The following is a 25,016-nucleotide window of genomic DNA, read 5'->3' on the forward strand; positions in this document are numbered from 1 at the left end:
TATAGGTCTATGACAAAACAGAAGAAATTTTTAACCTGTGATGGTAATCAGGCCGCTGCTCATATCTCGTATATGTTCAGCGAGGTGGCTGCGATTTACCCCATCACTCCGTCGTCTACAATGGCTGAATATGTAGATGAATGGGCTGCAGCCGAACGTAAGAATATTTTCGGCGAGACTGTAATGGTACAGGAAATGCAATCAGAGGGTGGTGCCGCAGGTGCTGTTCACGGTTCATTGCAAGCGGGTGCCTTGACAACAACCTACACTGCTTCTCAAGGTTTGTTGCTTATGATCCCTAATATGTACAAGATCGCCGGTGAATTGCTTCCTTGCGTTTTCCACGTATCCGCTCGTACATTGGCTTCTCATGCGTTGTGTATCTTCGGTGACCATCAAGACGTGATGTCTGCCCGTCAGACAGGTTTCGCCATGTTGGCCGAGGGTTCCGTACAGGAGGTTATGGACTTGGCCGGTGTAGCTCACTTGGCTACGATCAAGTCTCGTGTGCCGTTCGTGAACTTCTTCGACGGTTTCCGTACCTCTCACGAGATCCAGAAGATCGAGGCTTTGGAGAATGAGGACTTGGCTCCGCTTATCGACCAGAAGGCCTTGGCCGAGTTCCGTGCCCGTGCCTTGAACCCGGAGAGACCGGTCGCTCGCGGTATGGCCGAGAACCCGGATCATTTCTTCCAACACAGAGAATCTTCCAACACGTACTACGAGGCAGTTCCCGCTATCGTAGAGGAATATATGAACGAGGTTTCCAAGATCACAGGCCGTAAATACGGTTTGTTCGATTATTACGGAGCTGAGGACGCTGAGCGTGTGATCATCGCCATGGGTTCTGTTACGGAGGCCGCTCGTGAGGCTATCGATCACTTGATCGCTAAGGGCGAGAAGGTAGGTTTGGTATCCGTTCACTTGTATCGTCCGTTCTCCGCTAAGCATTTCTTGGCTGCCGTGCCTAAGACCGCTAAGCGTATCGCCGTATTGGATCGCACGAAAGAGCCGGGTGCTAACGGTGAGCCGTTGTATCTGGACGTAAAAGACTGCTTCTATGGTCAGGAGGATGCTCCGGTGATCGTAGGTGGCCGTTATGGTCTGGGTTCTAAGGATACGACTCCGGCTCAGATCCTGTCCGTATTCGAGAACTTGGCGTTGCCGATGCCGAAGAACCAATTCACGATCGGTATCGTGGATGACGTTACTTTCACTTCTCTGCCTCAGAAGGAAGAGATCGCCTTGGGCGGTGAGGGTATGTTCGAGGCTAAGTTCTACGGTTTGGGTGCCGACGGTACGGTAGGCGCTAACAAGAACTCGGTGAAGATTATCGGTGATAACACGGATAAATACTGTCAGGCTTATTTCTCTTACGACTCTAAGAAATCCGGCGGTTTCACTTGTTCTCACTTACGTTTCGGTGATCATCCGATCCGTTCTACTTATTTGGTGAATACCCCGAACTTCGTGGCTTGCCACGTTCAGGCTTATTTGCGCATGTACGACGTGACTCGTGGTTTGCGTGAGAACGGTACCTTCTTGTTGAATACCGTTTGGGGCGCCGAGGAGTTGGCTAAGCACTTGCCTAATAAGGTAAAACGTTACTTCGCTCAGAAGAATATCACTGTATATTATATCAACGCTACACAGATCGCCTTGGAGATCGGTTTAGGTAACCGTACCAATACGATCCTCCAGTCCGCTTTCTTCCGTATCACGGGTGTTATCCCTGTAGACTTGGCTATCGAGCAGATGAAGAAATTCATCGTTAAGTCTTACGGTAAGAAGGGCGAGGACGTGGTTAACAAGAACTACGCGGCTGTAGACCGTGGTGGCGAGTACAACCAATTGACGGTTGATCCCGCTTGGGCTAACCTTCCGGATGATGAGGCTGTCGTAAACAACGATCCCGCTTTCATCAACGAGGTAGTTCGTCCGATCAACGCTCAGGATGGCGACTTATTGAAGGTTTCCGCATTCAAGGGCATCGAGGATGGTACTTGGGCGCAAGGAACCGCTAAATACGAGAAACGTGGCGTGGCCGCTTTCGTTCCGGTTTGGAATGAGGCGAACTGTATCCAGTGTAACCAATGCGCTTACGTTTGTCCTCACGCTTCTATCCGTCCGTTCGTATTGAACGATGAGGAGCAGAAGGGCGCCAGCTTCGCTATGTTGGACGTGAAGGCTCCGGCCGCTATGAAAGGTATGAAGTTCCGTATGCAGGTAGACGTTCTCGACTGTCTGGGTTGCGGTAACTGCGCCGATATCTGTCCGGGATTCAAGGGCAACAAGGCATTGTCTATGGTTCCGCTGGAAGGCCAGTTGGCTGAGGCCGATAACTGGAACTACTGCGTAGCTAACGTTTCTTCTAAGCAAAACTTGGTAGACGTGAAGTCTAACGTGAAGAACTCACAGTTCGCTACTCCGTTGTTTGAATTCTCAGGCGCTTGCTCCGGTTGTGGCGAGACTCCGTACGTGAAGTTGATCACCCAGTTGTTCGGCGACCGCGAGATGGTGGCTAACGCTACCGGATGTTCTTCTATCTACTCCGGTTCTGTTCCTTCCACTCCTTATACAACGAACGAGAAGGGTCAAGGTCCTGCTTGGGCAAACTCTTTGTTCGAGGATTTCTGCGAGTTCGGCTTGGGTATGGAATTGGCGAACGAGAAGATGCGTAAACGTTTGGAAGGCTTGTTGCAACAGATCACCGTGGGCGAGCATGCTCCGGCTGAGGCCAAGGAAATAGCCGCCGCTTGGATCGCTAACCAGAACGACGCTGAGAAGACGAAGGAATTGGCTCCGCAAATCATGGCATTCGTTGAGCAAGGCATCAAGGAGGGTTGTCCGGTTTGCGCTCAGATCAAGGAATTGTCTCACTTCTTGGTAAAACGTTCTCAATGGATTATCGGTGGTGACGGCGCTTCTTACGATATCGGTTACGGTGGTTTGGATCACGTGATCGCTTCCGGCAAGAACGTAAATATCTTGGTATTGGATACCGAGGTTTACTCTAACACGGGTGGTCAGTCCTCGAAGGCTACTCCGGTGGGCGCTATCGCTAAGTTCGCCGCTTCCGGTAAGAGGGTACGTAAGAAAGACCTTGGCTTGATGGCTACTACTTATGGTTACGTATATGTGGCTCAGATCGCTATGGGTGCCGACCAAGCCCAGACATTGAAGGCGATCCGCGAGGCCGAGGCTTACGACGGTCCTTCATTGATCATCGCTTACGCTCCTTGTATCAACCACGGTTTGAAGAAGGGTATGGGTAAGTCGCAAGCTGAGGAGAAAGAAGCCGTAGCATGCGGTTACTGGCACTTGTGGCGTTACAACCCGGCTTTGGAGGCAGAGGGCAAGAATCCGTTCACCTTGGATAGCAAGGAGCCGGATTGGAGCAAGTTCCAAGACTTCTTGAAGGGTGAGGTTCGTTTCGCTTCCGTAGCTAAACAATATCCGGCTGAGGCCGCTGAGTTGTTTGCCGCCGCCGAGGAGAACGCTAAATGGCGTCTGCGTAGCTACAAACGTATGGCTGCCGAGAATTGGGATGTAGAGGCTTAATATAACAGGTCTTTTAGTATAGAATGAGGGCGGTGTCTCCGGAAACGGAAGGCACCGCTTTTTTTATGGGGTGGATGGGGGAAGCTGCACATAAGGCGATACGGACCTGTACTACCGTATGTGCCGGCCTGTACTTCCTTATGTGTCAGCCCGCGCTACCGTATCTACAAATCCGTACTAACGTATCTACACGTTTGCACGAACGTATCTGCAAGTTTGCACGAACGTATCTGCAAGTATGTACTAACGTATCTACAAGCTTGTACTACCGTATGCGCGGTTTGTCAGAAGACCGGGATCGAATAGACCAGCCCCAGCGATATACGGTGTGTATCCGGCTCTATGGCTCCCATTCGCGTGGCGGCTTTCTCTAGGATAACGCCCCGGTAGGTGTATAGGACGAATACGAAAAGGTCGAGTTGCTTGAAGGGGAAGAATTCCACGCTACTCTGCGCGTTCCACGAACGGCGGTACATCCCTTTCCGGAAATCACCGTTGCTCTTATACACCCGGGCGGTCTCGTACGCCCCTTTCACGTAAACGTTCCATTGGGGGTGGACACGGTAATCCACGTCGCCGATAATCGATAGGTATTCGGTGTTCATGGCGGTATGAGGCGTTCCGGGCAGACGGCTGACGACCCCATGCTGGTCGATCCCTTGGCGGGTGTACATAACGTCGAGGTACGTTAGCAACGGGCCTTTCTCATAGGTGTTGCCACAGGTGAAATAGTAGGAATAGCGCTTGCGGGTCTGCTGTCCGACGGCGGTGGCATAACGCAGTTGCAAGGTCTTGTCCAGATAATAGCTATTCCAGTTGACCGTGTACATAAAGGGTATCTTGGCCTTGGCGGTACCCTCGGGAAGTCCGGTAGGGTAGATGTCCTCATCGTTACCGTTGCGGTTATTCACGATCTGGAAACAAAGCTCGTGGTCCGGGTTGACTTGCCAGTTGCCCGAGATACCGGCTTGGTAGGCGGTCAGTAAATTATTGAACTCGCTAAACTCTCGTACCCGGATGGAATTGACGTAATACTCGTATCCCCCGAAATTGACGAATTGCTTGCCGATCGTGAAATTGAGATTAGGCCGTGCCTTCAGGTTCACGTACGCCAACTCGAGCGAGGAGGAGAGGTTGTCGAGCGAATAGGGATCGGAGTATTTGTTGAACGACTGCCGGTAATGATACCCCAGCCACTTGCCCACGTCCCCCTTGATCTCCAGCCGGACACGGTTCAGCTTGAAGTTCATACCGTCTAGCTCGTTCCCGACAAACTCAGCGTTGGCCGAGGTGAAAAGCTGGAAGTTCATCTCGGCGCTATTGATCTTGATCTCTCCGTTCGATAATCGTTCCACGAGTGTAGGTTCCCCGTTATTCTCCCGAAGGGTCTCTTGGGCCGTCAGGCTGGCGTTCGTGGCTAGACAAAGCAAGAAAAGTAGAAAATGTTTCCTCATACGATAGATTTAGTTGGTAACAGCCTACAAAAGTATAAAAAACGTCTTAACCAAGATACGTTTAAGGGGATGAAAATGGGTGTTTAGGGGATGCGGACTTTCGTGCTATCCGCATCCCGAGGTGTATACGCTTTCTCTAGCCTCCGTCTAGAACCTCAATTGAGAATTCAATTCCGGGAACTGCGCTTGATGCCAATACGGGTAGATCGGGGTCGTCTGGCTTGCCATATCGAGGCGCTTCACCTGCTCCGGGCTGAGGCTCCAGCCTACGGCCTCTAGGTTCTGCCTTAGCTGCTCTTCCGTGCGGGCACCTATGATAAGGCTGCTTACTGTAGGCCGTTGCAATAACCAGTTCAAGGCGCATTGGGCTACGCTATGCCCGGTCTCCTCGGCTACCTGTTCCAATACCTCCACGATGTCGTACAGGCGTTCGTAAGAAGTAGCCTCGTCAGGTATCGGGCTTCCTCCGCGAGCGACACGCCCGTCCGTCGGGATCGGGTTATTCCGGCGGTACTTCCCGCCCAGACGTCCGGCGGATAAGGGGCTCCAGATAATGGCGCCCACCTTCTGGTCGATGCCTAGCGGCATCAGTTCCCACTCGAACTCCCGGTTCAGCAAGGAGTAATAAACCTGTTGGGCCACGTACCGGCTCCATCCATACCGCTCCGATACGGAAAGCGACTTCATTAAGTGCCAGCCGGAGAAGTTCGAGCAAGCGATATAACGGACCTTCCCGCTCGTCACCAAGTCGTCCAAGGCTCGGAGTGTCTCCTCTACCGGGGTATTCGCATCGAAACCGTGCATATGGTAAATGTCGATATGATCCGTGTTCAATCGTCTCAGGCTCGCCTCGCACGCCTGTATCAGATGGAAACGGGAAGAACCGATGGCGTTACGGCTCTCCGGGCTGAGGTTGAAAGTCGCCTTCGTGGAGATCAAGAGGCGATTCCTCAATCCGTGGATCGCCTTTCCCAAGATTTCCTCGGAAAGACCGTTGGAGTAGACATCCGCCGTATCGAATAGATTCACCCCGGCGTCCAAGCAAAGATTGACCATACGGGTAGCCTCTTCCACCTTGGTATGTCCCCAACCTTCAAAACCATTCGTGCCACCAAAAGTAGCCGTACCTAAACAAAGTGCCGGAACGTATAATCCGGAACCTCCTAGTTGTCTGTATTCCATAAAAAACTATATCTATTATTTGATGAAGGAAATGAAAATACAAATGTAACAAATAAAGTGTATCTTTGTCATTAAAAGAAGATAATAGGTATAAGTATGATTAAGGCAGTATTTTTTGACATTGACGGTACGTTGGTAAGTTTCAAGACGCATAAACTACCGGACTCCACGGTCCGGGCCTTGGACCTGTTGCGAGAAAAGGGAATCAAGGTTTTCATCGCTACCGGCCGCCAGTTGCAATCTATCAATAACCTCGGGACGCAAGAGTTCGATGGCTATGTTACCTTGAACGGAGGATATTGCTTGGCCGGAAAAGATAAGGTTATCTATAAACATAATATCCCGTCGGGGGATATAGAGGCGTTGATCCGCTATCAAGAGAATGAGGAGGCGTTCCCGTGCGCCTTGGTGGAGGAAGATGGGATTTACCAGAACTACGTGGATGATTCTGTGCGACAGCTTTACGACATGCTAGACTTCCCTCATCCTCCCTTGCGTCCTTTGCGTGGCAACGGGGGTAAGGAAGTATACCAGCTGATAGCCTTTTTCTCTCCCGGCCATGAAGAACGTATCATGTCCGTCTTGCCGCATTGCGAGGCTACTCGCTGGAACCCGCTATTTGCGGATGTCGTGCCGCGGGGGAGCAGTAAGGCGGTAGGGATCGATAAGATCATCGAGTATTACGGGATCTCGCTCCACGAGACGATGGCTTTTGGCGATGGAGGCAACGATATGGCCATGCTTCGCCACGCCGGGATCGGGGTAGCCATGGGTAACGCCGGCGACGAGGTGAAAGAGGCGGCGGATTACGTGACCGACTCCGTAGATGACGATGGTGTCATGAACGCTTTAAGACATTTCGATGTTATATAAATAAACAGTTTAATAACGCTAAATCACAAACGCTATGATTGATGAATTGGTAAGCTATAATCGTGAGTTCGTAAAGAACAAGGGGTATGAGAAGTATATCACGAATAAATATCCCGATAAGAAGATCGCCATCGTGTCTTGCATGGATACCCGGCTGACCGAGTTGCTACCCGCCTCCTTGGGCATCAAGAATGGAGACGTGAAAATTATAAAGAACGCAGGGGCGATCATATCCCACCCCTTCGGAAGCGTTATCCGGAGCTTGATAGTGGCGATTTACGAGCTTGGGGTTGTAGAGGTAATGATAATCGGGCATACCGATTGTGGAGCCAAGCACATGAATAGCTCCGAGATGATCGAAAAGATGAAAGAGCGGGGAATCCCGCAGGAACGAATAGATATGATCCGATATTGCGGTATAAACTTCGAGTCGTGGTTGCGGGGATTCGAGACCTCCGAGGCTTCCGTGCACGAGACCGTGGAGCAAATTCGGAATCATCCGCTGATTCCGTCGGATATAACGGTAAGAGGGTTTGTAATAGACTCTGTTACAGGTGAATTAACGCCGGTGGAGTAATCCCCGGCGTATTTAGACTTATTTGCACAATTCATAAATAATCGAAAAAATGAAATATTTTATTATGTTCTACAACATTGTTTCGGATAAAATGGTTATCTTTGTAACGAATTAAGAAAGAAAGATCGTTTTAGGATTATTTATTAACTGGCTTTCCAAGCGTGGGAAGCGTAAAACAAAAAGATTATGATGATGAGAGAAAATGAGAAAAGCCTTCGTGCTTTAGCGATGTTGCGTTATCAAGCAGATCGTTACCAGTCAGCTGGCAATGGTGCCATGAGTCAGCGATTAAACGCTGAGATCCGTCGCCTTATGAGCGAAATGAGTGTAGATGCGGATAAGAACTAAAAGACTGCGTCTTTTTTAAGTAAAGAATTAAAGTAAGAAATAAATTAGATGTCATCTCTTACCTCCGTTCAAAACGGAATGGTGAGAGATAGGAAATGAGGATTACCTTTGGCAATACGGCCGGGTGAGCCTTTTTTTGTGCCCTTTCCTTTCCTTCTCCTTCGCGTATCAGGGAAATTACTTATATTTGTGAATGAAAAAGCTAAAACAATAATCATTTGAACACAAAAGCGATGAAAAAAGCAGGATTACTCTTAATGTCGCTGGCATTAAGTACGGCTCTTTGGGCGGAAAGTCCGGAGAAGAAAGGTTTGGACGTGATAAATAGATCGACCGCCGAGGCGCATATCGGTTTCTTGGCCGATGATGATCTGGAGGGCCGTGAGGCCGGTTTCCGTGGAGGCCGTATAGCGGGAGATTATATCGTGGCGAACTTGAAGTCCTTAGGTATCGATCCCGTGGGCGATTCCTATTACCATCCGTTCGAGGCTTACCATCTGGAACGCCAGAAAAGAGGAGCCCGTTGGCAAGTCCACCCGGACTCGGTGGCCGCTATCAAGCAGACCGGTGTTTTCCAGAAGCTATCCTTGAATAATATATTGGGTAAGATAGAGGGGAAGAACCCGAACGAGATCGTGATTGTCGGCGCTCACTATGACCATCTGGGTATCGACCCGATGCTGGATGGCGACCAGATCTATAACGGGGCGGACGATAACGCCTCCGGAGTCTCTGCCGTTTTGCAGATAGCGAGGGCTTTCCTTGCCACGGGCCAGCAACCGGAGCGAACCGTTGTATTCGCTTTCTGGGACGGTGAGGAGAAAGGGCTTCTCGGATCGAAAGCCTTCGTTCAGTCTTTTCCAGAGATAAAGAACGTGAAAGGATATTTGAATTTCGATATGATCGGCCGTAACAATAACGAGGCGAAGCCTACCCATGTGGTTTATTTCTATACGGAGGCGCACCCTGCTTTCGGCGATTGGCTGAAGAACGATATCAAGAAATACAACTTGAATCTGGCACCGGATTATCGTCCGTGGGATAACCCGGTAGGAGGGAGTGATAACGGTTCCTTCGCAAAGATAGGTATCCCTATTATCTGGTATCATACCGACGGACATCCGGATTACCATCAACCGAGCGACCATGCCGACCGGATTAATTGGGACAAGGTGGTGAATATCACGAAGGCCTCGTTCCTTAATATGTGGTATATGGCGAATGAGAAAGATTTTTAGAGATTATACTTCTTTTTCAATAGAAGATATCTAATAAAAGTAAGTTAACTTCATCGGCGAAGTAAGTTAACTTACTTTGGCATTTTAATTAACTTACTTTGCTAATGAAGCTGGCTTGCTTTTATATTCTGAAAAAACGCCTGAATTACTGTGATTTCATATCTTACCGCAGATACTTAGTTCTACATGAACTCAAGTCGATTTTAACTTAAAACCGTTTATATTTCTAATTTTATATTGTAAAACATAAAAATAAGGAAAGATTTATTTAATTATAATAACACAATATAATGAATATTTCATATCTTTGCCTCCGATATAAAATGTGCTAGGTATTTTGGCGCCAACTAAATAAAACAACTTCTACTTAAGAAAAGTTCATGTAGGACTCCGATAGTTAGCCCATTTTTTATTTGAACTTAATTACGCTAGAACTCAGGAGTGAGTGTATGTATGTGAATAATTTTAAAAGACAAATGTTTCGCCAAGACATTGTCTAATTATTTATCAATAAAACCATCAGTTATGTTGAAAAACTTTAAACCTGTCAGCTTAATTCTATGTGCGGGTGCGTTATGCTTCTCGGGAAGCATGTATGCCAACATCGCACCTGTTGAGCAAGGTACCTCTATCTCCCAGCAAAACGGGAAAGTAACAGGTACAGTGGAAGATGATTTCGGCCCAGTGACCGGAGCGTCAGTTGTCGTGAAAGGCACGACCAATGGTACGATTACCGATATGGACGGTAATTTCACCTTGGAAGGTGTCAAGAATGGTGATGTAATCCAAATCTCATTCATTGGTTACTCCACCATGGAAATTACGTATACCGGCCAACCGGTAGGCGTTATCAAATTAGCGGAAGACACCCAGAAATTGGATGAGGTCGTGGTTACGGCCTTAGGCATGAAGCGATCTGAGAAGTCCTTGGGTTATGCGATGCAAGAGTTGAAGGGAGACGCTTTGCTGGATTCTCGCGAGAGCAATATCGCCAATGCGTTGTCCGGTAAGGTTTCCGGTTTGCAGGTCGTTCGTTCTAGTGGTAGTGTAGGCGGTTCTTCGAAGATTGTACTTCGTGGTGCGAACTCTTTGACCGGTTCTAATCAGCCGTTGGTAGTTGTAGATGGTACTCCGATGGATAACTTCACCGGTGGTGTAGATGATGCTTGGGGTAACTCCGGTACGGATATGGGTAACGGTCTTTCGGATATCAATCCAGAAGACATCGAGTCTATGTCTGTATTGAAAGGTGCTTCCGCTGCCGCTCTTTACGGTTCTCGTGCCGGTAATGGTGTTATCTTGATTACGACGAAATCAGGAAAGAAGAATGATGGTCTGGGTATCAATGTGAACTTTGGAGTTACGGCGGATACTCCTTTTATGTTGCCGGAACTGCAAAGTTCTTTCGGACAGGGTTCTGTTGGTGCTTACAATGACCAAACCAATCTGAGCTGGGGTCCGAGGATTGAAGGACAGACTATTACTACGTATGACGGACGTCAAGTGCCAATGGCCGCTTATGACAATATTGGCGCTTTCTTTGGTACAGGTACCTCTTTCAATGAAGGCGTAAGTTTCCAGCAAGATGTGAATGGAACCTCTATGTTCTTTTCTTTCAATCGCCAAGATGACTCGGGTGTAACCCCAGAGCAAAGTCTGAATAAGACGAATTTAACGTTACGTGCTACCTCATTTTTGGATGAGGCTAAGAAATGGAAGGTGGATGCGAAGGTGAACTATGTAAACCAAAACGCCCATAATCGTCCGATCATTGGTATAAACCCATCCAACGCATTTTCAACCGTTTATAATTTGCCTCGCTCTTTGAATGTTCTTGATTTTGAGAACTGTGTGGATGATCAAGGGAAAATGGTTTGGTATGATAAAAGTAATAGTCCACAGGAGAACCCTTATTGGGTAACTCAATACCGTCAGAACGACGATACGCGTAATCGTATTTTAGGAAATGCTTCTTTAAAATATGCTCCTACGGATTGGTTTGATATCGAGCTGAGAGGAGGTACTGACTATTATACTACCACGACTACTCAAAAGTTATATTCAGGAGGTAATACGAAGCCGGAAGGTAGCTATTCTGAAGGTTCTGAGACATTCTATGAGAATAACTTTAGCTTCTTGGCTACGGTGCGTAAGGATGATTTGATCAGCAAATTGGGTGGTTTTGTTACATTTGGTGGTAACATCATGCAGCAGAAACGTACCAAAATGAATGCAAGTGCGGGAACGTTGTTGGTTCCTGATTTGTTTGATGTCAATAATGGTGTTGATAAACCTTCTATTACATCTTCTTTGACCCAGCGTAAAATGAACTCTTTGTACGGATCTCTCCAGTTGAACTGGGATGGTTGGTTGTTCTTGGATGTTACGGCACGTAATGACTGGTCATCCACTATGTCAAAAGAGAATCGTTCTTATTTCTATCCTTCTGTTAGCTTATCTGCTGTAATCTCTGATATGGTACAGAAAAACGGAGGAAGTATGCCTGATTGGTTTAGTTTCGCGAAGGTGCGTGCTTCTTTCGCTGAGGTAGGTAATGATTTGGATCCTTATCAGTTATATAATGTATATACAATTTCTAAGGATGCTAATGGTAATAGTATGGCTTCTGCCGGAAGTACCTTGTTTGACTCTTCGGTTAAGAGTGAGTTGATCAAGTCTTGGGAGGTTGGTGCCGACTTACGTTTCTTCAATAACCGTTTTGGTATTGATGCCGCTTGGTATAAGACAAATGCGACCAATCAGTTGCTGAATATTCCGATGGATGCTTTTTCCGGATATGAATCTCGAAAAGTGAATGCGGGTAATATCCAGAACCAAGGTTTCGAACTTTCGTTGAATGGTGCTATTATGCAGACTGCTAATGGGTTTAACTGGGATGCGCAAGCTCATTTCTCTTTGAATAGAAGTAAGATCTTGGAATTAACCGAAGGGGTGACTGTCTATGATATCAAGACTGTGGATGTCTTACAGATTGCCGCTACCGAAGGTGGTAAATATGGTGATATTTATGGACAGAAATTTGTTCGCCACAATGGGCAGGTCGTGGTAGGTGAAGATGGTCTTCCTTTGATTACGACAGATAAAGAGTTGATTGGTAATCAGAACCCGGATTGGATGCTTGGTCTCACGAATAATTTCTCTTATAAGGGTTTTGATTTGAGTTTCTTGATCGACTTCCGTATAGGTGGTGAGATTTACTCGGCGACGACTTCTTCTTTGCATAAGAATGGTAACGCTGCCGGAACGGTCGTGAATGGTGATCGTGCTGATTTCGTGGTTCCAAACTCAATCATGAAAAAAGGTGATGAGTATGTGAAGAATGATGTCGCTGTTACGCCTCAAAGATATTGGGAGCGTATCGCTTCTTCAGGAAACTATGGTTTGCCGGAGGTGTTTACGTATGACGCTACGAATATCCGTTTGAGAAATATTACTTTAGGATATACGTTCAATAAGAATTTGTTGAAGAAAACCCCGTTCCAAAAGTTGCGTCTGTCCGCGACTTGTAATAACGTATGGATGATTGTTTCTCATTTGCCGGGTATCGATCCTGAATCTGTGGCAGCTACAAATACGAATGCGGTAGGATTCGAGAATGGTGGCGCGCCTACAAATCGTTCTTATACATTTAATTTAACTGTAGGATTCTAATAGAAAGGAGATAATATGAAAACGAAAAATATCATTATATTAGGAGCCTTGGCGGTCGCTTCATTGACAACGGTTACAAGTTGTAATGACTTTGAGGATATCAACAAAGACCCGAATAAGGCTGATTTGGAGCAAGTGGAACCGGAATGGTTCTTGAATGGCTCCATTGGAGATGCTCAAATGAACCCTGAAATAGCAGAACGTATTTTTATTTTGTATTGGAAGCGGGCTGCTCGTTTTGATCGGGGTAGCGGTTTCGCAATCGGTACGGATAATGATGACTATAATAGATTATACTTGACTTCGAACTCGTATGGCGTAGGTTGGTTGAATAAGGCGAATCAAGCGATAGAGGTCGGAGAGGAGAAAATCAAATTAGATGTGGATAATGCCTATCCTTATTATCGGAATATCCCGAATATGGCTCGTATTTGGAGAGCTTATTTGAACTCTGAATTGTCTGATAACTTTGGCCCGATACCGGCGTTATCTGCTTTTACCGGTGTTCCTGGAGAATATAATAAGGTGGAGGATATCTATACCTATATATTGAAAGAGTTGAAAGAGGCGGTCGCTTCTTTGGATGAGAGCATTGATATGAGTGCGATGTCCAAATATGATCCGTTTTTTGGTGGTGACATAAAGAAATGGAAAAAGTATGGAAACTCTTTGCGTATGCGTCTAGCGATGCGTTTGACTGCGGTCAATCCTTCTTTGGCGCAAGCTGAGTTTGAGGATGCTGCCAAGGGTGAGTTTATCGCCTCTATGGATGATATCGCCCAGGTTGCGGAGAAAGATGGATGGGATCCGTATACAGGTGTCATGACAAGAACTTGGAATAACCAAGCGATGTCTACTACTTTCAATAATCTCGTAGTGGGACTAGGCGGTGTGGAATTTCCTGTTCCTGATGAGTTGAAATCCAATTTGAAAGATCCTTATACTTACTTAGGCCAGAATGTCAGCCTGCATTTCCCAACAACCACAAATGATCCTTGTGCGGGCTATTTTTTCGATGGTATCCCACAATATATCGATCCTCGTGCGCCTCAGTTGTATAGCATTCCGGGGTATGATGACGGAGTGGTTTATCCTTCTTATATAGGTGCCGCTTCCGAGGTAAAGGATGAGATAACATTGATTGCGGGAGATTATACGGATGTGCTGACCGGACAAAAAGTTTCCGCGCCGGAAGTAAAACTTCCCATGAAATATTCTTGGACGACCGTTGTTGCCGGAAACTGGAACGATAAGGCCGGTTTAGTTGGTGACTATACAAGTTATAACTACAACTTCCCTTCTTTGGCTGATAAGTTCCGTCATAGCACGAACAAACGTGTATGGTTTGGCCCGTGGGAAAGTTATTTCTTGTTAGCGGAAGCTGCGGTTTATGGTTGGAATGTTCCGGGTAGCGCAAAGGATAATTATGAGAAAGGTATCGCCGCTAGTTTTGAATATAACGGTGTTTCCGATAAACTCTTAGAATATTTGCAATCTAAGGCTTATAACCGTGTAGGAACATCTGTAGCTTTCGATCATACGGTAGAGGCTAAGGCTTATACGATCAACTATTACGATGCATATACGAAACAGAATAAGACAACGACTTATGAGTATCCTAAAAATACGATCTATAAGAATGGTCAGTATAATAATGATGCATTGACTAAGATCATTACGCAGAAGTTCATCGCTCAGAATCCTTGGTTGCCTTTGGAAGTGTGGTCTGATCACCGTCGTTTAGGTTTGCCGTTCTTCGAGAATCAAGCTGTAGAGGCTGCTTACAATCCAACTAACCAAGTGTTGTTAACTCCTGCTACTTGCAAGGAATGTAAAGTAGAGTTCTACCCGAAGCGTCTTCGTTACCCGGCAGTTCTTCAAACCAATAACTTGGAAGGGTATAACCAAGCTTTAGAAAGACTTGGTGGTCCGAACATGACGACAACTTCTTTGTGGTGGAATATGAAATAATATGAATAGTATTTTTACTGCAAAATAATAGGAATCCTCACGTTGGGATGTATCATCATTCAACGTGAGGATTTATGTTTTTAATGTTAAACTTTTAAATTTTACAGTTATGAGAAAGTTATTAATGGTATTGTTTTTATTTGGAACAATTAGTGTTTTTTGCAATGCCCAAATAGATGGTTATTATGTAAAAGACAGTGGTAATCTAGCGCTTTTTGCGGATGGAGAACCTAGGACTAGTAATTCAATTGGTATTGAAGCTGGGAAATCAGTGGAAATTCGTTTTACTCAACCTTCTACTGGAGATTTCTTGTGGCAAAAAATGAGTGGAAGTGACTATATTCAATTTAATCCCGGTGGGTCTGGACGTTTTGCGTTAATTTGGACACAGAGTGCAAGTAAAGGGGACTCGGCTGTTTTTTGTGTCACAGACAAGAATGGTGATGTGCTGACGATTACTATTCATGCTTATTAGACTTTATAGGAAATAAAGATATCTACTTCTTGTCTTTTCTTGTCTTTTGACAACTTTGTATTGTAACTGATTCGGAAATTATAGAGAATAATATTCTTACGAGAAAAGGGCGTATCGATGTAAATGTCGGTACGCCTTCTTTTTTTTGTGGTGATGATTTGTATGGGTAAACTGGAACTTTTATTGGCTTCTGAAGTGAATAACTAACGGCTTCCTGCCTCTTTTACGGTTTGGTTAAAATTTCTGTAAATCAATTTTTTATGGATGTTAGTAAGGATAACTCTTATTCGTTTTGTCTGTAAGGAGAGAGTAGTTGCGGTATCCTCACCAGTTACCTCTTGTATATGTTAAACTCAAAACATATCTGCCCTTTTTATGTTTATACAGGATAAATGACATTTGTTGACGCAAAAACTAAAACATTGTCTAGAAAAATAAACAAAAAACAGTAGTTATGTTGAAAAGATTCAGACCAGTCAGCTTAATCCTGTTGGTAGGGGCGCTTGGGTTCTCGGGAAACTTATACGCCACGCCTATGTCCGGGATTCCGAGGGTTGACATTTCACAGCAAAACGCAAAGGTGTCGGGAATAGTTGAGGATGCCTTAGGACCCGTTACCGGGGCGTCCGTAATCGTGAAAGGAACTACCAATGGTACTATGACCGACTTGGACGGACATTTTACCTTGGATAACGTGAAGAAAGGGGATATCATACAGATATCGTTTATCGGTTATACCTCGCAAGACATCCCGTATACTGGCCAGTCCGAGATTACGGTTAAACTCGTGGAAGATACCCAGAAACTCGATGAGGTGGTGGTGACCGCCTTGGGTATGAAACGGGATAAGAAAGCCTTGGGTTATGCCATGCAGGAGTTGAAAGGGGATGACCTCTTGGCCTCCCGTGAGCCGAACTTGGCGAACTCCCTTTCCGGTAAGGTTTCCGGTTTGCAGATCGTCCGTTCAAGCAATGGCGTAGGAGGGTCTTCTAAGATCGTACTTCGTGGTAACAACTCCTTGACGGGTAGCAACCAGCCCTTGATCGTCGTAGACGGTACCCCGATGGATAACTTCACCGGTGGCGTGGATGATGTATGGGGTAACTCCGGAGCGGACATGGGTAACGGCCTTTCGGATATCAACCCGGAAGATATCGAGTCCATGACGGTATTGAAGGGTGCTTCCGCCGCCGCCCTTTATGGCTCACGTGCCGGTAACGGCGTGATCTTGATCACTACCAAGTCCGGACGTAAGAACGAGGGACTCGGTATTACGATCAACGCCGGTATCACCGCCGAGACGATTTTCCTGAAACCTGATTTACAGAACGACTTCGGACAAGGCTCCGTGGGCGTTTACGATAACCAATCCCGCCTTAGCTGGGGACCGAAAGCCATGGGACAAATGGTAACCGATTGGAGAGGCAACCAAATCCCTCTGCATACTTATGATAATATCGACGCTTTTTTCCGCACCGGAACCTCCTTTAACGAGGGTGTCAGCTTCCAGCAGAACATAAAGGGTACGGCGGTATTCGCCTCCGTAAACCGTTCCGACGATGCTAGTATCACCCCACGCTCAAAACTAAACAAGACGAATATTACCTTGCGTGCCACCACTTTCTTGGATGAGGCGGAAAAGTGGAAAGTAGATGCCAAGGTGAATTATATCAATCAAAACGCGCATAACCGCCCGATTCAGGGCGTGAATCCCTCGAACGCTTTCAATACGATCTATAACCTGCCTCGTTCCTTGAATATCCGCGAATTTGAGGATGACGTGGATGAGCAAGGCAATATGATTTGGTATGACGCCTCCAAGAATCCGCAGGAGAACCCTTATTGGGTGACCCGTTATCGCCAGAACGAGGATACCCGTAACCGTTTGTTAGGAAATATCTCCTTGAAATATGCCCCGACCGATTGGTTCGATATTGAGTTGAGAGGTGGTACGGATTATTATACCACGACGAAGAGCGAGAAAGTATATGCCGGTGGTAATACCAGTCCGAGAGGTCTGTATACCGAGGGATCGGAGACCTTCTATGAGAATAACTTCAGTTTCTTGGCTACGGCCCGGAAGGATAACTTGATCGATCGGCTGGGAGGCTTCGTTACTTTCGGTGGTAACTTGATGCTCCAGCAGCGTAATAAGATGAACGCTTCTGCCGGAGAGTTGTTGGTGCCGAACTTGTTCTCGCTGAATAATGGCGTGAATAAGCCGACAGTCACTTCCGAGTTGATCCGCCGTCGTATGAATTCCTTGTATGGGTCGTTGCAGTTGAACTGGGATGGTTATCTGTTCTTGGATGTTACGGCACGTAACGATTGGTCGTCTACGATGTCGAAAGCCAACCGCTCTTATTTCTATCCATCTGTCAGTTTATCGCTTGTGATCTCAGATATGTTGCCGAAGATTGGCGGAAGCATGCCGGATTGGTTCTCTTTCGCTAAGGTACGTGCCTCCTTCGCTGAGGTAGGTAACGACTTGGATCCGTATCAATTATATAACTTCTACTCTGTAGGCAAGGACCCCAACGGGAATACGACGGCGAAACCGGGTAAGGTACTTTACGACTCGGACGTACGTAGCGAGTTGATTAAATCATGGGAGGCCGGTTTCGATATCCGTTTCTTCAATAACCGATTGGGCTTGGATGCCGCTTGGTATAAATCCAACGCTACCCGCCAGTTACTGGATTTACCGATGGATCCGTTCTCCGGCTATGCTTCCCGTAAGATTAACGCAGGTAACATTCAGAACGAGGGTTTGGAGATCTCCTTGAACGGTACGATTCTAGACAATCCCGCCGGATTGAGCTGGAGCTCTACGGCGCAGTTCTCCTTGAACCGGAATAAGATCAAAGAATTATACGAGGGCGTGAATCTATATGATATAAAGACGTTCGACGCTATCCAGATCGTAGCTCCGGTAGGTGGTTATTATGGTGAGATCTACGGGCAGACCTTTATGCGTGTGACCGATGAGAATAGTCCTCACTATGGAAAGATCGTCGTAGGTGATGATGGTTTGCCTTTGATCTCTACCGAGAAGTCGAAAGTAGGAAACCAGAGTCCGGATTGGATGATGGGTTGGACCAATAATTTCTCTTATAAAGGTTTTAACCTGAGCTTCTTGATAGACTTCCGTATCGGTGGTAGCATCTATTCGGCGACAGCCTCCAACCTGTATACCCGGGGTAACGCCGCCGGAACAGTGGTGAATGGTGATCGTGCCGAATTCGTGGTACCGAATACCGTGGTTCAACAGGGTAGTGGTTATGCGGAGAATACGGTCGCCGTCACTCCCCAGAACTATTGGGAGCGTATTGGGTCTACCGGAAATTATGGTTTACCAGAGGTTTATACCTATAGCGCCACCAATGTCCGTTTGCGTAATATCACCTTTGGCTACGAGTTCAATCGACAGATGTTGAAGAAAACGCCTTTTCAGCGTGTACGTCTATCCGCTACTTGTAACAATGTTTGGATGATCCATTATAACTTGCCGGGTATCGACCCCGAGTCTGTTGCCGCCACGAATACCAACGCTACCGGATTCGAGAATGGAGCTGCGCCGACCAGTCGTTCCTATACGTTTAACGTAACCGTGGGATTCTAATGGAATACATGATAATTTGAATTACGATAAAAATGATGAAGATGAAAACAAGAAATATACTTTTTACCGGATTGGTATCGGTGGCTGCTCTTCTTTCTTCCTGTAATGACTTTCAGGAGATCAATGAGGACCCGAATCTTGTGGGAGAGGATAAGGTGAAGCCCCAATGGTTCCTGAATGCCTCTATCATGGGAGACCAGATGAACCCAGAGATAGCCGAGCGTATCTTTATCTTGTACTGGGACCGTGCTTCCCGTTTCAATAGGGGAAGTGGTTTTACGATCGGTACGGATAACAATGATTATAGTACGATCTACTTGAGTAATGATTACGCCGTAGGTTGGCTGAATCAAGTGACCAAAGCGATCCAGCTGGGAGAGCGGATGGTTGCCAATGGGGAGGCGGATACCTATCCCTATTATAAGAACGTAATCCAGATGTCCCGTATCTGGCGTGCTTACTTGAACTCGGAAGTCGCTGACGGTTTCGGGCCGATCCCAGCGTTAGCCGCTTTCTCCGGTGTACCGGCTGAGTACGATAGTGTAGAGGCTATCTATCAATTTATATTGAAAGAGTTACGGGAAGCTGAGTCTGCGTTGGACCCCTCCTTGGATATGTCCGCTATGGCTAACGAGGATGCTTTCTATGCGGGAAATGTTGCGAAATGGAAGAAGTACGCCAACTCCTTGCGTATGCGTTTGGCGATGCGTATCTCGGCTGTCGATCCTGCCTTAGCGAAAGCGGAATTTGAGGATGCCGCCTCTAAGACATTTATTTCCGAGCCAACCGATATCGCTTCCGTGCAGGAGAAAGAGGGTTGGGATGAGCTGACGAGCGTGATGTCTCGTCCTTGGAATGGGCAGGCGATGTCCGTGACGTTTAAGAACTTGGTAGTTGGTTTGGGTGGACAGGAATTTCCGTTGCCGGACTCCTTAAAAAGCCATTTGAAGAATCCATACGATTATCAAGGTTTATATTTGAACCAGCACTTCCCGCTGACGACGAATGATCCGTGCGCCGGTTTCTATTTCGACGGTATACCTCAATATGTAGATCCCCGTGCCCCGAAGTTGTTTAGTGTAGTGGGCTGGGATGATGGTGTGGTTTATTCCGATTATATCGGTGCGGCCAGCGAGGTGAAGCCGGTTCACTTGAAGAATCCGGCGGATAATACCCAGAATATGTTGACGATCGATCCGAAATATACGTGGGGCACTTGGGTCGCCGGAGAATGGGACGTGAAAGCCGGTCTGGTAAGTGAGCTGACAGGTAAGAATTATAATTATCCCTCTATATCGAAACAATATCGAATGAGCACCAATAAGCGTGTCTTCTTCGGCCCGTGGGAAAGTTACTTCTTATTGGCGGAGGCTGCGGTGAAAGGCTGGAAAGTTCCGGGAACGGCTAAATCCAATTATGAGTCTGGTGTTACGGCTAGTTTTGAGTATCATGGCTTATTGAGCCAAGTCGGTGATTACCTATCGTCTCAGAAATACAACCGTGTAGGTACTTCCGTCGCTTTCGACCATACGACAGAGGCGAAATCATATACGATCCGTTATACGGACCCCTATACGAAGGAGGTAAAAAGCCGTACGTATGAATATCCCCATAACTCGATCTATCGGAATGGCGCTTATAATAATGACGCCCTTACGAAGATTATCACCCAGAAATATATAGCGCAAGTTCCTTGGTTGCCGGAAGAGGCTTGGAGCGATCATCGTCGTTTAGGTCTTCCTTTCTTCGAGAACCAAGCGGTAGAGAAGGATTACAACCCATTGAATCAAGTTCCTTTGACGGTCGCTACCTCTAAGGAATGCCGTTGGGATTTCTACCCGAAACGTTATCGTTATCCGGCGAATATCCAAACGAATAATCAAGCGGGTTATGCGCAAGCTCTCCAGCTTTTGGGCGGCCCGGACTTGACGACTACTCCACTTTGGTGGAACGCTAAATAGCGAACCTGCTTGGTCTGTTTTATATATACTTTTTCGGTGTCACGCATTTATTTGTGTGGCACCGTTTTTTTGAGATTTACTCAATCGTGCTTAGCCATTTCTCCAGTTCGTCAGTCCATTGACGTTTGTATACGAAGTTGTCCCGGAACCCAAAACTATGGCCGCCTTTTGGGTAAATATGTAAGGAGGCGGACACCTTGTTTTTTAGCAAAGCGAGATAATAAAGCACGCTATTCTCCGGGCTAACCGCCTCGTCATCCGAAGCCAACGCTATAAAGGCGGGAGGTGTCAGTGCGTTTACGTGCAATTCCAGAGAGAAAGCTTCCTCTTCCTCATGCGTGGGATTCGCTCCTAATAGCCGTTCCCTCGATTTAAGGTGCGTTAAATGAGGTAGCATACTGATAACCGGATAAAGGAGTATTTGGAAATCTGGACGTGCGTCGTCTACCCCGAATATTGCGGCATGCCCGGCGATATAACCGCCAATGGAGGCACCCATGACACCGACCTTCGTAATCTTCCACTCTTCCGAGTAATTATGGAGGATGCGGAGACCTTGGCGAACATCGTCCAGAGGAACTTCCCTATGTCCGTTCGGCATCCGGTATTTCAATACGGCATAAGTAATACCTTGCGCGTTAAACCATGCGGCCATATCACGCCCCTCATGTCCGATCGAAATCTTGGAAAGTCCGCCACCCGGACACATCAAGATCGCCTTGCCATTCGGCTTCGTCGCCGGATAAACCAATAGGGAAGGGTTCGATATATTGGATATGGCATTCGGGGCATCTTCCAATTCTACGCCGGCCAATCCATTACTAGTGGGCGCTCCATCCGGCCAAAGTAGGATAATCCTATTTTTCTGTTGTATTGTTTCCATTTTCTATATTCTGAATTGTGTTTATAGTATAAAACAACGTTGGCCTTTGATTAGTTTAGCATTCAAGATCTTTTCGAATCATCATCGTATATAAAAAAGTCCGGAAAAGACGAGGAAAATCACCCTCCATCCTTTTCGGACTTTTATCCTATTACATTGAAAGATAAATTATTGCATACCTTCCGTAGTCATTTCCTTATTGATCTTTTTAACTAATCCCTGAAGAACGGCACCCGGGCCTAACTCGATGAAATGAGTGGCACCGTCGGCGATCATGTTCTGTACGCTTTGGGTCCAACGTACCGGGGCGGTTAACTGTGCGATCAAGTTAGTCTTAATTGTTTCCGGGCAAGTCTCGGCTTTCGTGCTTACGTTCTGGTAAACCGGGCAAGAAGGTTTATTGATCGTCGTAGCCTCGATAGCGGCAGCCAACTCAGTACGAGCTGGTTCCATCAATGGAGAATGGAACGCTCCACCTACTTTCAACTTCAAGGCACGCTTAGCGCCTGCGGCCAATAACTTCTCGCAAGCCTGATCGATACCGGGGATAGAGCCGGAGATTACCAATTGGCCCGGGCAATTATAGTTAGCGCAAACCACTACCTCGTCCTTGATGCTCGCGCAAATTTCCTCAACCGTCGCATCCGGCAAGGCTAATACGGCGGCCATTGTAGAGGGAGTTGCCTCGCAAGCCTTTTGCATAGCCATGGCACGTTTGGAAACTAATACCAAGCCGTCCTCGAAAGACAATGCTCCGGCAGCTACCAAGGCAGAGAATTCTCCTAATGAGTGACCTGCGGTCATATCCGGTTGGAATTGATCACCTAATGTTTTCGCGAGAATGACAGAGTGTAAGAAGATCGCTGGTTGAGTAACTTTGGTTTGTCTCAGATCCTCGTCTGTTCCGGCAAACATTAAATCCGTGATACGGAAACCAAGGATCTCGTTAGCCTTCTCAAACATCTCTTTAGCAAGAGGATTATTATCGTAGAGGTCTTTGCCCATACCTACGAACTGTGCCCCCTGACCGGGAAATACGTACGCTTTCATCTTTCTAATTTTTTTCTAATTTCAGTTTTTTAAGACGGTGCAAAGGTAATAAATTTGGAATAATGAGGCTACTATTCATTACAAATTGTATCTTTGCCCCCATAGAAACGAGAATATTAATGACTAATATTATAATATCATGAATGAATTACTATTTTTAGGAAACTTAGGTACAGGCGAGATCGTGATCATCGCCATTGTTGTGTTATTGCTTTTCGGTGGTAAGAAAATTCCTGAGCTGATGAAAGGTATCGGTAAGGGCGTGAAGAATTTCAAGGACGGTGTAAAAGGATTGGAAGACGATATCAAATTAGACGATACGGAAAAGAAGTAAAGGAAGATGCAACAAGAAGAAATGTCATTCTGGGATCACCTAGAAGAACTTCGTTGGACTTTATTTCGTTCTATTTTAGCGCTCTTTGTTTTTGCTATAGCCGGGTTCTCGGTAATGCCGTGGCTGTTCGATAATGTCGTGATGGCCCCGTGTAGCTCCGATTTCATCGTCTATCGGGAAATGTGTAAGATTAGTTCTCATTTTTCTTTTCTCCCGGACTTTTGTAATGATACTTTCCATGTGAACATTGTCAATATCAAGCTGGCTTCCCAGTTCTTCACGCATATGACAAGTTCTTTCTGGTTGGCGTTATTATTGACTTTCCCCTATTTGATGTGGGAGATCTGGAAGTTCGTAAGTCCGGCTCTTTACGAAAATGAGAAGAAAAATGTACGTTGGGTATTCTTGTTCGGAACGATAATGTTCTTTATCGGATGCTCAGTGGGTTATTTCTTGGTGTTCCCGATGACACTACGTTTCTTGGCGACTTACGAGTTGAGTGCCGCCATTACGGAACAGGTATCCCTTGATTCTTACATGGATAACTTCTTGATGTTGATATTCGTGATGGGAATCGTATTTGAGATGCCATTGGTATCTTGGCTATTATCTCAGATAGGGCTGCTAAACCGCTCGTTCTTTCATAAATACAGACGGCATGCTGTTGTCGGCTTGTTAGTTGGTGCGGCGTTCATCACTCCAAGTAGTGATCCGTTTACGTTAAGTATCGTATTCTTACCGCTCTACGGTTTGTATGAGTTGAGTGCGTTCTTCGTGAAAAAAGCCCCAAAGGAAGAAGACGAGGAGAATGAGGAAGATAATAATGAGGAATAAATCCCGAAAGTTATAATAATGTAATATAAAAAAGACGTAACTCTGTTTAAGGGCTACGTCTTTTTTTATTATTTCAATAAAGGTAACCGGTCCAGCATATTCCTTAGCTTGATGGCTATACGAGGCATCGGCTCGGCTACCGTAAGACCTACCAGATCATACTTGGATGCTATATTGTTGATAACACGTACGACCTCGTCTATTTTCATCCCGTTAGGCTCTACGCCGACTCCCGCTATCATATCCGCCGGATCGATTACGTCCATATCGAAGTGAACGACAACTTTGGATGCGCCCGTCCCTTTTAACCACTTGAGGATGGAGGAACTATCCTTCGCCACCTCCTCTGGTGATAAACCTTTTATACCTAAGTTCTTCTGCCGTTCTTTCATGCCCTCATCCCACGAGCGTAAACCTACGATTAAGGTATTCGAGACCTTGAACTTTCCCGGTAATAATTGAAGAATCTCTTCATCACCCATCCCTAGACAGGCCGTAAGGGCCATCGCATGATATCCCTTATACTCGTCATACGGCAAGTTTATATCCGGATGTGCGTCTATCCAGACAATGGCTATATCATCCGGATATTTAGCAGCCAGATAGGTGAAGGGTACGACACTTACCGAACATTCGCCCCCTAAGGTGACAATCTTTTCTGGAGCGTTTTCGTGCAGTAATTCGAGGGCTGCTTTTGTTTGTTTCAGAATAACCTTGCGGGCGCTGATCCCTAGATCCGTTTCTCTATCGTTTATATCTAGTGAGATGGGTACTTCCACGGTTTTCTGGGGACTTGGGGGAGCGAGGATATTGAGTAATTGAGCTCCTAGGTAATACCCTCTGGAAGCGTCGTCCGCAGGAAGGTCGGGCATCCAATGATTCACGATCCCACCTTGCCATTGGGGATAGATCAAACGAAGTGTCGATGTTTTATCTTCCATGTTATCGTAGTTTTTGTACAAAGTTAAAGGATTCCACCGA

General features: G+C 46.4%; 17 protein-coding genes. 12 read left to right on the forward strand and 5 right to left on the reverse strand.

Translation table 11 applies throughout. The features are described 5' to 3' along the window. Positions 1 to 9: 9 nt before the first annotated feature. A complete protein-coding gene (nifJ, locus tag HMPREF0999_RS00080) occupies positions 10 to 3,561 on the forward strand; it encodes a pyruvate:ferredoxin (flavodoxin) oxidoreductase (protein ID WP_009274806.1) in 3,552 nt (1,183 codons plus the stop codon). A 284-nt stretch (positions 3,562 to 3,845) separates the two neighbouring features. Here nifJ and HMPREF0999_RS00085 read toward each other — a convergent pair whose 3' ends face one another. Together HMPREF0999_RS00085 and HMPREF0999_RS00090 are read right to left on the reverse strand one after the other, a co-directional pair. Further along, positions 3,846 to 5,015, reverse strand: a complete 1,170-nt coding sequence (locus tag HMPREF0999_RS00085) for a porin (protein WP_009274807.1) — start codon at positions 5,013 to 5,015, stop codon at positions 3,846 to 3,848. Between the two features lie 147 nt (positions 5,016 to 5,162). Beyond that, the gene (locus HMPREF0999_RS00090; protein WP_005858283.1) at positions 5,163 to 6,197 is read right to left on the reverse strand and encodes an aldo/keto reductase; all 1,035 of its coding nucleotides are present in this window, start codon (positions 6,195 to 6,197) and stop codon (positions 5,163 to 5,165) included. 96 nt (positions 6,198 to 6,293) lie between these two features. Between HMPREF0999_RS00090 and HMPREF0999_RS00095 the strand changes: the two genes are divergently transcribed. The 9 genes from HMPREF0999_RS00095 to HMPREF0999_RS00130 all read left to right on the forward strand — a co-directional run bounded on the left by HMPREF0999_RS00095 (position 6,294) and on the right by HMPREF0999_RS00130 (position 20,934). Then, positions 6,294 to 7,070 carry a Cof-type HAD-IIB family hydrolase gene (locus tag HMPREF0999_RS00095; RefSeq protein ID WP_005858281.1) on the forward strand — a complete coding sequence of 259 codons (777 nt, stop codon included), beginning with the start codon at positions 6,294 to 6,296 and terminating at the stop codon, positions 7,068 to 7,070. Positions 7,071 to 7,104: 34 nt separating this feature from the next. Then, positions 7,105 to 7,647 carry a beta-class carbonic anhydrase gene (locus tag HMPREF0999_RS00100; protein WP_009274808.1) on the forward strand — a complete coding sequence of 181 codons (543 nt, stop codon included), beginning with the start codon at positions 7,105 to 7,107 and terminating at the stop codon, positions 7,645 to 7,647. 186 nt (positions 7,648 to 7,833) lie between these two features. Next, positions 7,834 to 7,995, forward strand: a complete 162-nt coding sequence (locus HMPREF0999_RS22570) for a hypothetical protein (RefSeq protein ID WP_005858277.1) — start codon at positions 7,834 to 7,836, stop codon at positions 7,993 to 7,995. A 233-nt stretch (positions 7,996 to 8,228) separates the two neighbouring features. After that, positions 8,229 to 9,233, forward strand: a complete 1,005-nt coding sequence (locus HMPREF0999_RS00105; protein ID WP_005858275.1) for a M28 family metallopeptidase — start codon at positions 8,229 to 8,231, stop codon at positions 9,231 to 9,233. 525 nt (positions 9,234 to 9,758) lie between these two features. After that, a complete protein-coding gene (locus HMPREF0999_RS00110; RefSeq protein ID WP_009274809.1) occupies positions 9,759 to 12,905 on the forward strand; it encodes a SusC/RagA family TonB-linked outer membrane protein in 3,147 nt (1,048 codons plus the stop codon). 15 nt (positions 12,906 to 12,920) lie between these two features. After that, positions 12,921 to 14,876, forward strand: coding sequence for a SusD/RagB family nutrient-binding outer membrane lipoprotein (locus tag HMPREF0999_RS00115; protein WP_008779507.1), 1,956 nt, complete (start codon positions 12,921 to 12,923; stop codon positions 14,874 to 14,876). Between the two features lie 109 nt (positions 14,877 to 14,985). Next, entirely contained in the window at positions 14,986 to 15,351 is a 366-nt protein-coding gene (locus tag HMPREF0999_RS00120; protein ID WP_005858269.1) for a hypothetical protein, read from the forward strand. A gap of 454 nt (positions 15,352 to 15,805) precedes the next feature. Further along, on the forward strand, positions 15,806 to 18,973 hold the full coding sequence (locus HMPREF0999_RS00125; RefSeq protein ID WP_005858267.1) for a SusC/RagA family TonB-linked outer membrane protein: 3,168 nt from the start codon (positions 15,806 to 15,808) through the stop codon (positions 18,971 to 18,973). 41 nt (positions 18,974 to 19,014) lie between these two features. After that, on the forward strand, positions 19,015 to 20,934 hold the full coding sequence (locus HMPREF0999_RS00130; RefSeq protein WP_005858265.1) for a SusD/RagB family nutrient-binding outer membrane lipoprotein: 1,920 nt from the start codon (positions 19,015 to 19,017) through the stop codon (positions 20,932 to 20,934). A gap of 76 nt (positions 20,935 to 21,010) precedes the next feature. Here HMPREF0999_RS00130 and HMPREF0999_RS00135 read toward each other — a convergent pair whose 3' ends face one another. Both HMPREF0999_RS00135 and fabD read right to left on the reverse strand, forming a co-directional pair. Further along, a complete protein-coding gene (locus HMPREF0999_RS00135; protein ID WP_005858263.1) occupies positions 21,011 to 21,817 on the reverse strand; it encodes an alpha/beta hydrolase in 807 nt (268 codons plus the stop codon). Positions 21,818 to 21,985: 168 nt separating this feature from the next. Further along, entirely contained in the window at positions 21,986 to 22,867 is an 882-nt protein-coding gene (fabD, locus tag HMPREF0999_RS00140) for an ACP S-malonyltransferase (protein WP_005858261.1), read from the reverse strand. 139 nt (positions 22,868 to 23,006) lie between these two features. Between fabD and HMPREF0999_RS00145 the strand changes: the two genes are divergently transcribed. Together HMPREF0999_RS00145 and tatC are read left to right on the forward strand one after the other, a co-directional pair. Then, positions 23,007 to 23,201: a twin-arginine translocase TatA/TatE family subunit gene (locus HMPREF0999_RS00145; RefSeq protein ID WP_005858259.1), complete on the forward strand. Its 195-nt coding sequence runs from the start codon at positions 23,007 to 23,009 to the stop codon at positions 23,199 to 23,201. A 6-nt stretch (positions 23,202 to 23,207) separates the two neighbouring features. Further along, positions 23,208 to 24,035 (forward strand): twin-arginine translocase subunit TatC, encoded by an 828-nt coding sequence (gene tatC, locus HMPREF0999_RS00150; protein WP_005858256.1) that lies wholly within the window; start codon positions 23,208 to 23,210, stop codon positions 24,033 to 24,035. Between the two features lie 68 nt (positions 24,036 to 24,103). Here the strand turns inward: tatC and HMPREF0999_RS00155 are convergent, their stop codons facing one another. Then, entirely contained in the window at positions 24,104 to 24,976 is an 873-nt protein-coding gene (locus tag HMPREF0999_RS00155) for an arginase family protein (RefSeq protein ID WP_005858254.1), read from the reverse strand. Positions 24,977 to 25,016 lie beyond the last annotated feature (40 nt).

The sequence above is a fragment of the Parabacteroides sp. D25 genome (genome assembly GCF_000307475.1).
GTDB lineage: Bacteria > Bacteroidota > Bacteroidia > Bacteroidales > Tannerellaceae > Parabacteroides > Parabacteroides distasonis.

Excerpts from the sequence above, each read along its gene's own strand:
- nifJ (WP_009274806.1), top strand. The coding sequence starts at position 10 with ATGACAAAACAGAAGAAATTTTTAACCTGTGATGGTAATCAGGCCGCT.
- HMPREF0999_RS00085 (WP_009274807.1), bottom strand. The coding sequence starts at position 5,015 with ATGAGGAAACATTTTCTACTTTTCTTGCTTTGTCTAGCCACGAACGCC.
- HMPREF0999_RS00090 (WP_005858283.1), bottom strand. The coding sequence starts at position 6,197 with ATGGAATACAGACAACTAGGAGGTTCCGGATTATACGTTCCGGCACTT.
- HMPREF0999_RS00095 (WP_005858281.1), top strand. The coding sequence starts at position 6,294 with ATGATTAAGGCAGTATTTTTTGACATTGACGGTACGTTGGTAAGTTTC.
- HMPREF0999_RS00100 (WP_009274808.1), top strand. The coding sequence starts at position 7,105 with ATGATTGATGAATTGGTAAGCTATAATCGTGAGTTCGTAAAGAACAAG.
- HMPREF0999_RS22570 (WP_005858277.1), top strand. The coding sequence starts at position 7,834 with ATGATGATGAGAGAAAATGAGAAAAGCCTTCGTGCTTTAGCGATGTTG.
- HMPREF0999_RS00105 (WP_005858275.1), top strand. The coding sequence starts at position 8,229 with ATGAAAAAAGCAGGATTACTCTTAATGTCGCTGGCATTAAGTACGGCT.
- HMPREF0999_RS00110 (WP_009274809.1), top strand. The coding sequence starts at position 9,759 with ATGTTGAAAAACTTTAAACCTGTCAGCTTAATTCTATGTGCGGGTGCG.
- HMPREF0999_RS00115 (WP_008779507.1), top strand. The coding sequence starts at position 12,921 with ATGAAAACGAAAAATATCATTATATTAGGAGCCTTGGCGGTCGCTTCA.
- HMPREF0999_RS00120 (WP_005858269.1), top strand. The coding sequence starts at position 14,986 with ATGAGAAAGTTATTAATGGTATTGTTTTTATTTGGAACAATTAGTGTT.
- HMPREF0999_RS00125 (WP_005858267.1), top strand. The coding sequence starts at position 15,806 with ATGTTGAAAAGATTCAGACCAGTCAGCTTAATCCTGTTGGTAGGGGCG.
- HMPREF0999_RS00130 (WP_005858265.1), top strand. The coding sequence starts at position 19,015 with ATGAAAACAAGAAATATACTTTTTACCGGATTGGTATCGGTGGCTGCT.
- HMPREF0999_RS00135 (WP_005858263.1), bottom strand. The coding sequence starts at position 21,817 with ATGGAAACAATACAACAGAAAAATAGGATTATCCTACTTTGGCCGGAT.
- fabD (WP_005858261.1), bottom strand. The coding sequence starts at position 22,867 with ATGAAAGCGTACGTATTTCCCGGTCAGGGGGCACAGTTCGTAGGTATG.
- HMPREF0999_RS00145 (WP_005858259.1), top strand. The coding sequence starts at position 23,007 with ATGAATGAATTACTATTTTTAGGAAACTTAGGTACAGGCGAGATCGTG.
- tatC (WP_005858256.1), top strand. The coding sequence starts at position 23,208 with ATGCAACAAGAAGAAATGTCATTCTGGGATCACCTAGAAGAACTTCGT.
- HMPREF0999_RS00155 (WP_005858254.1), bottom strand. The coding sequence starts at position 24,976 with ATGGAAGATAAAACATCGACACTTCGTTTGATCTATCCCCAATGGCAA.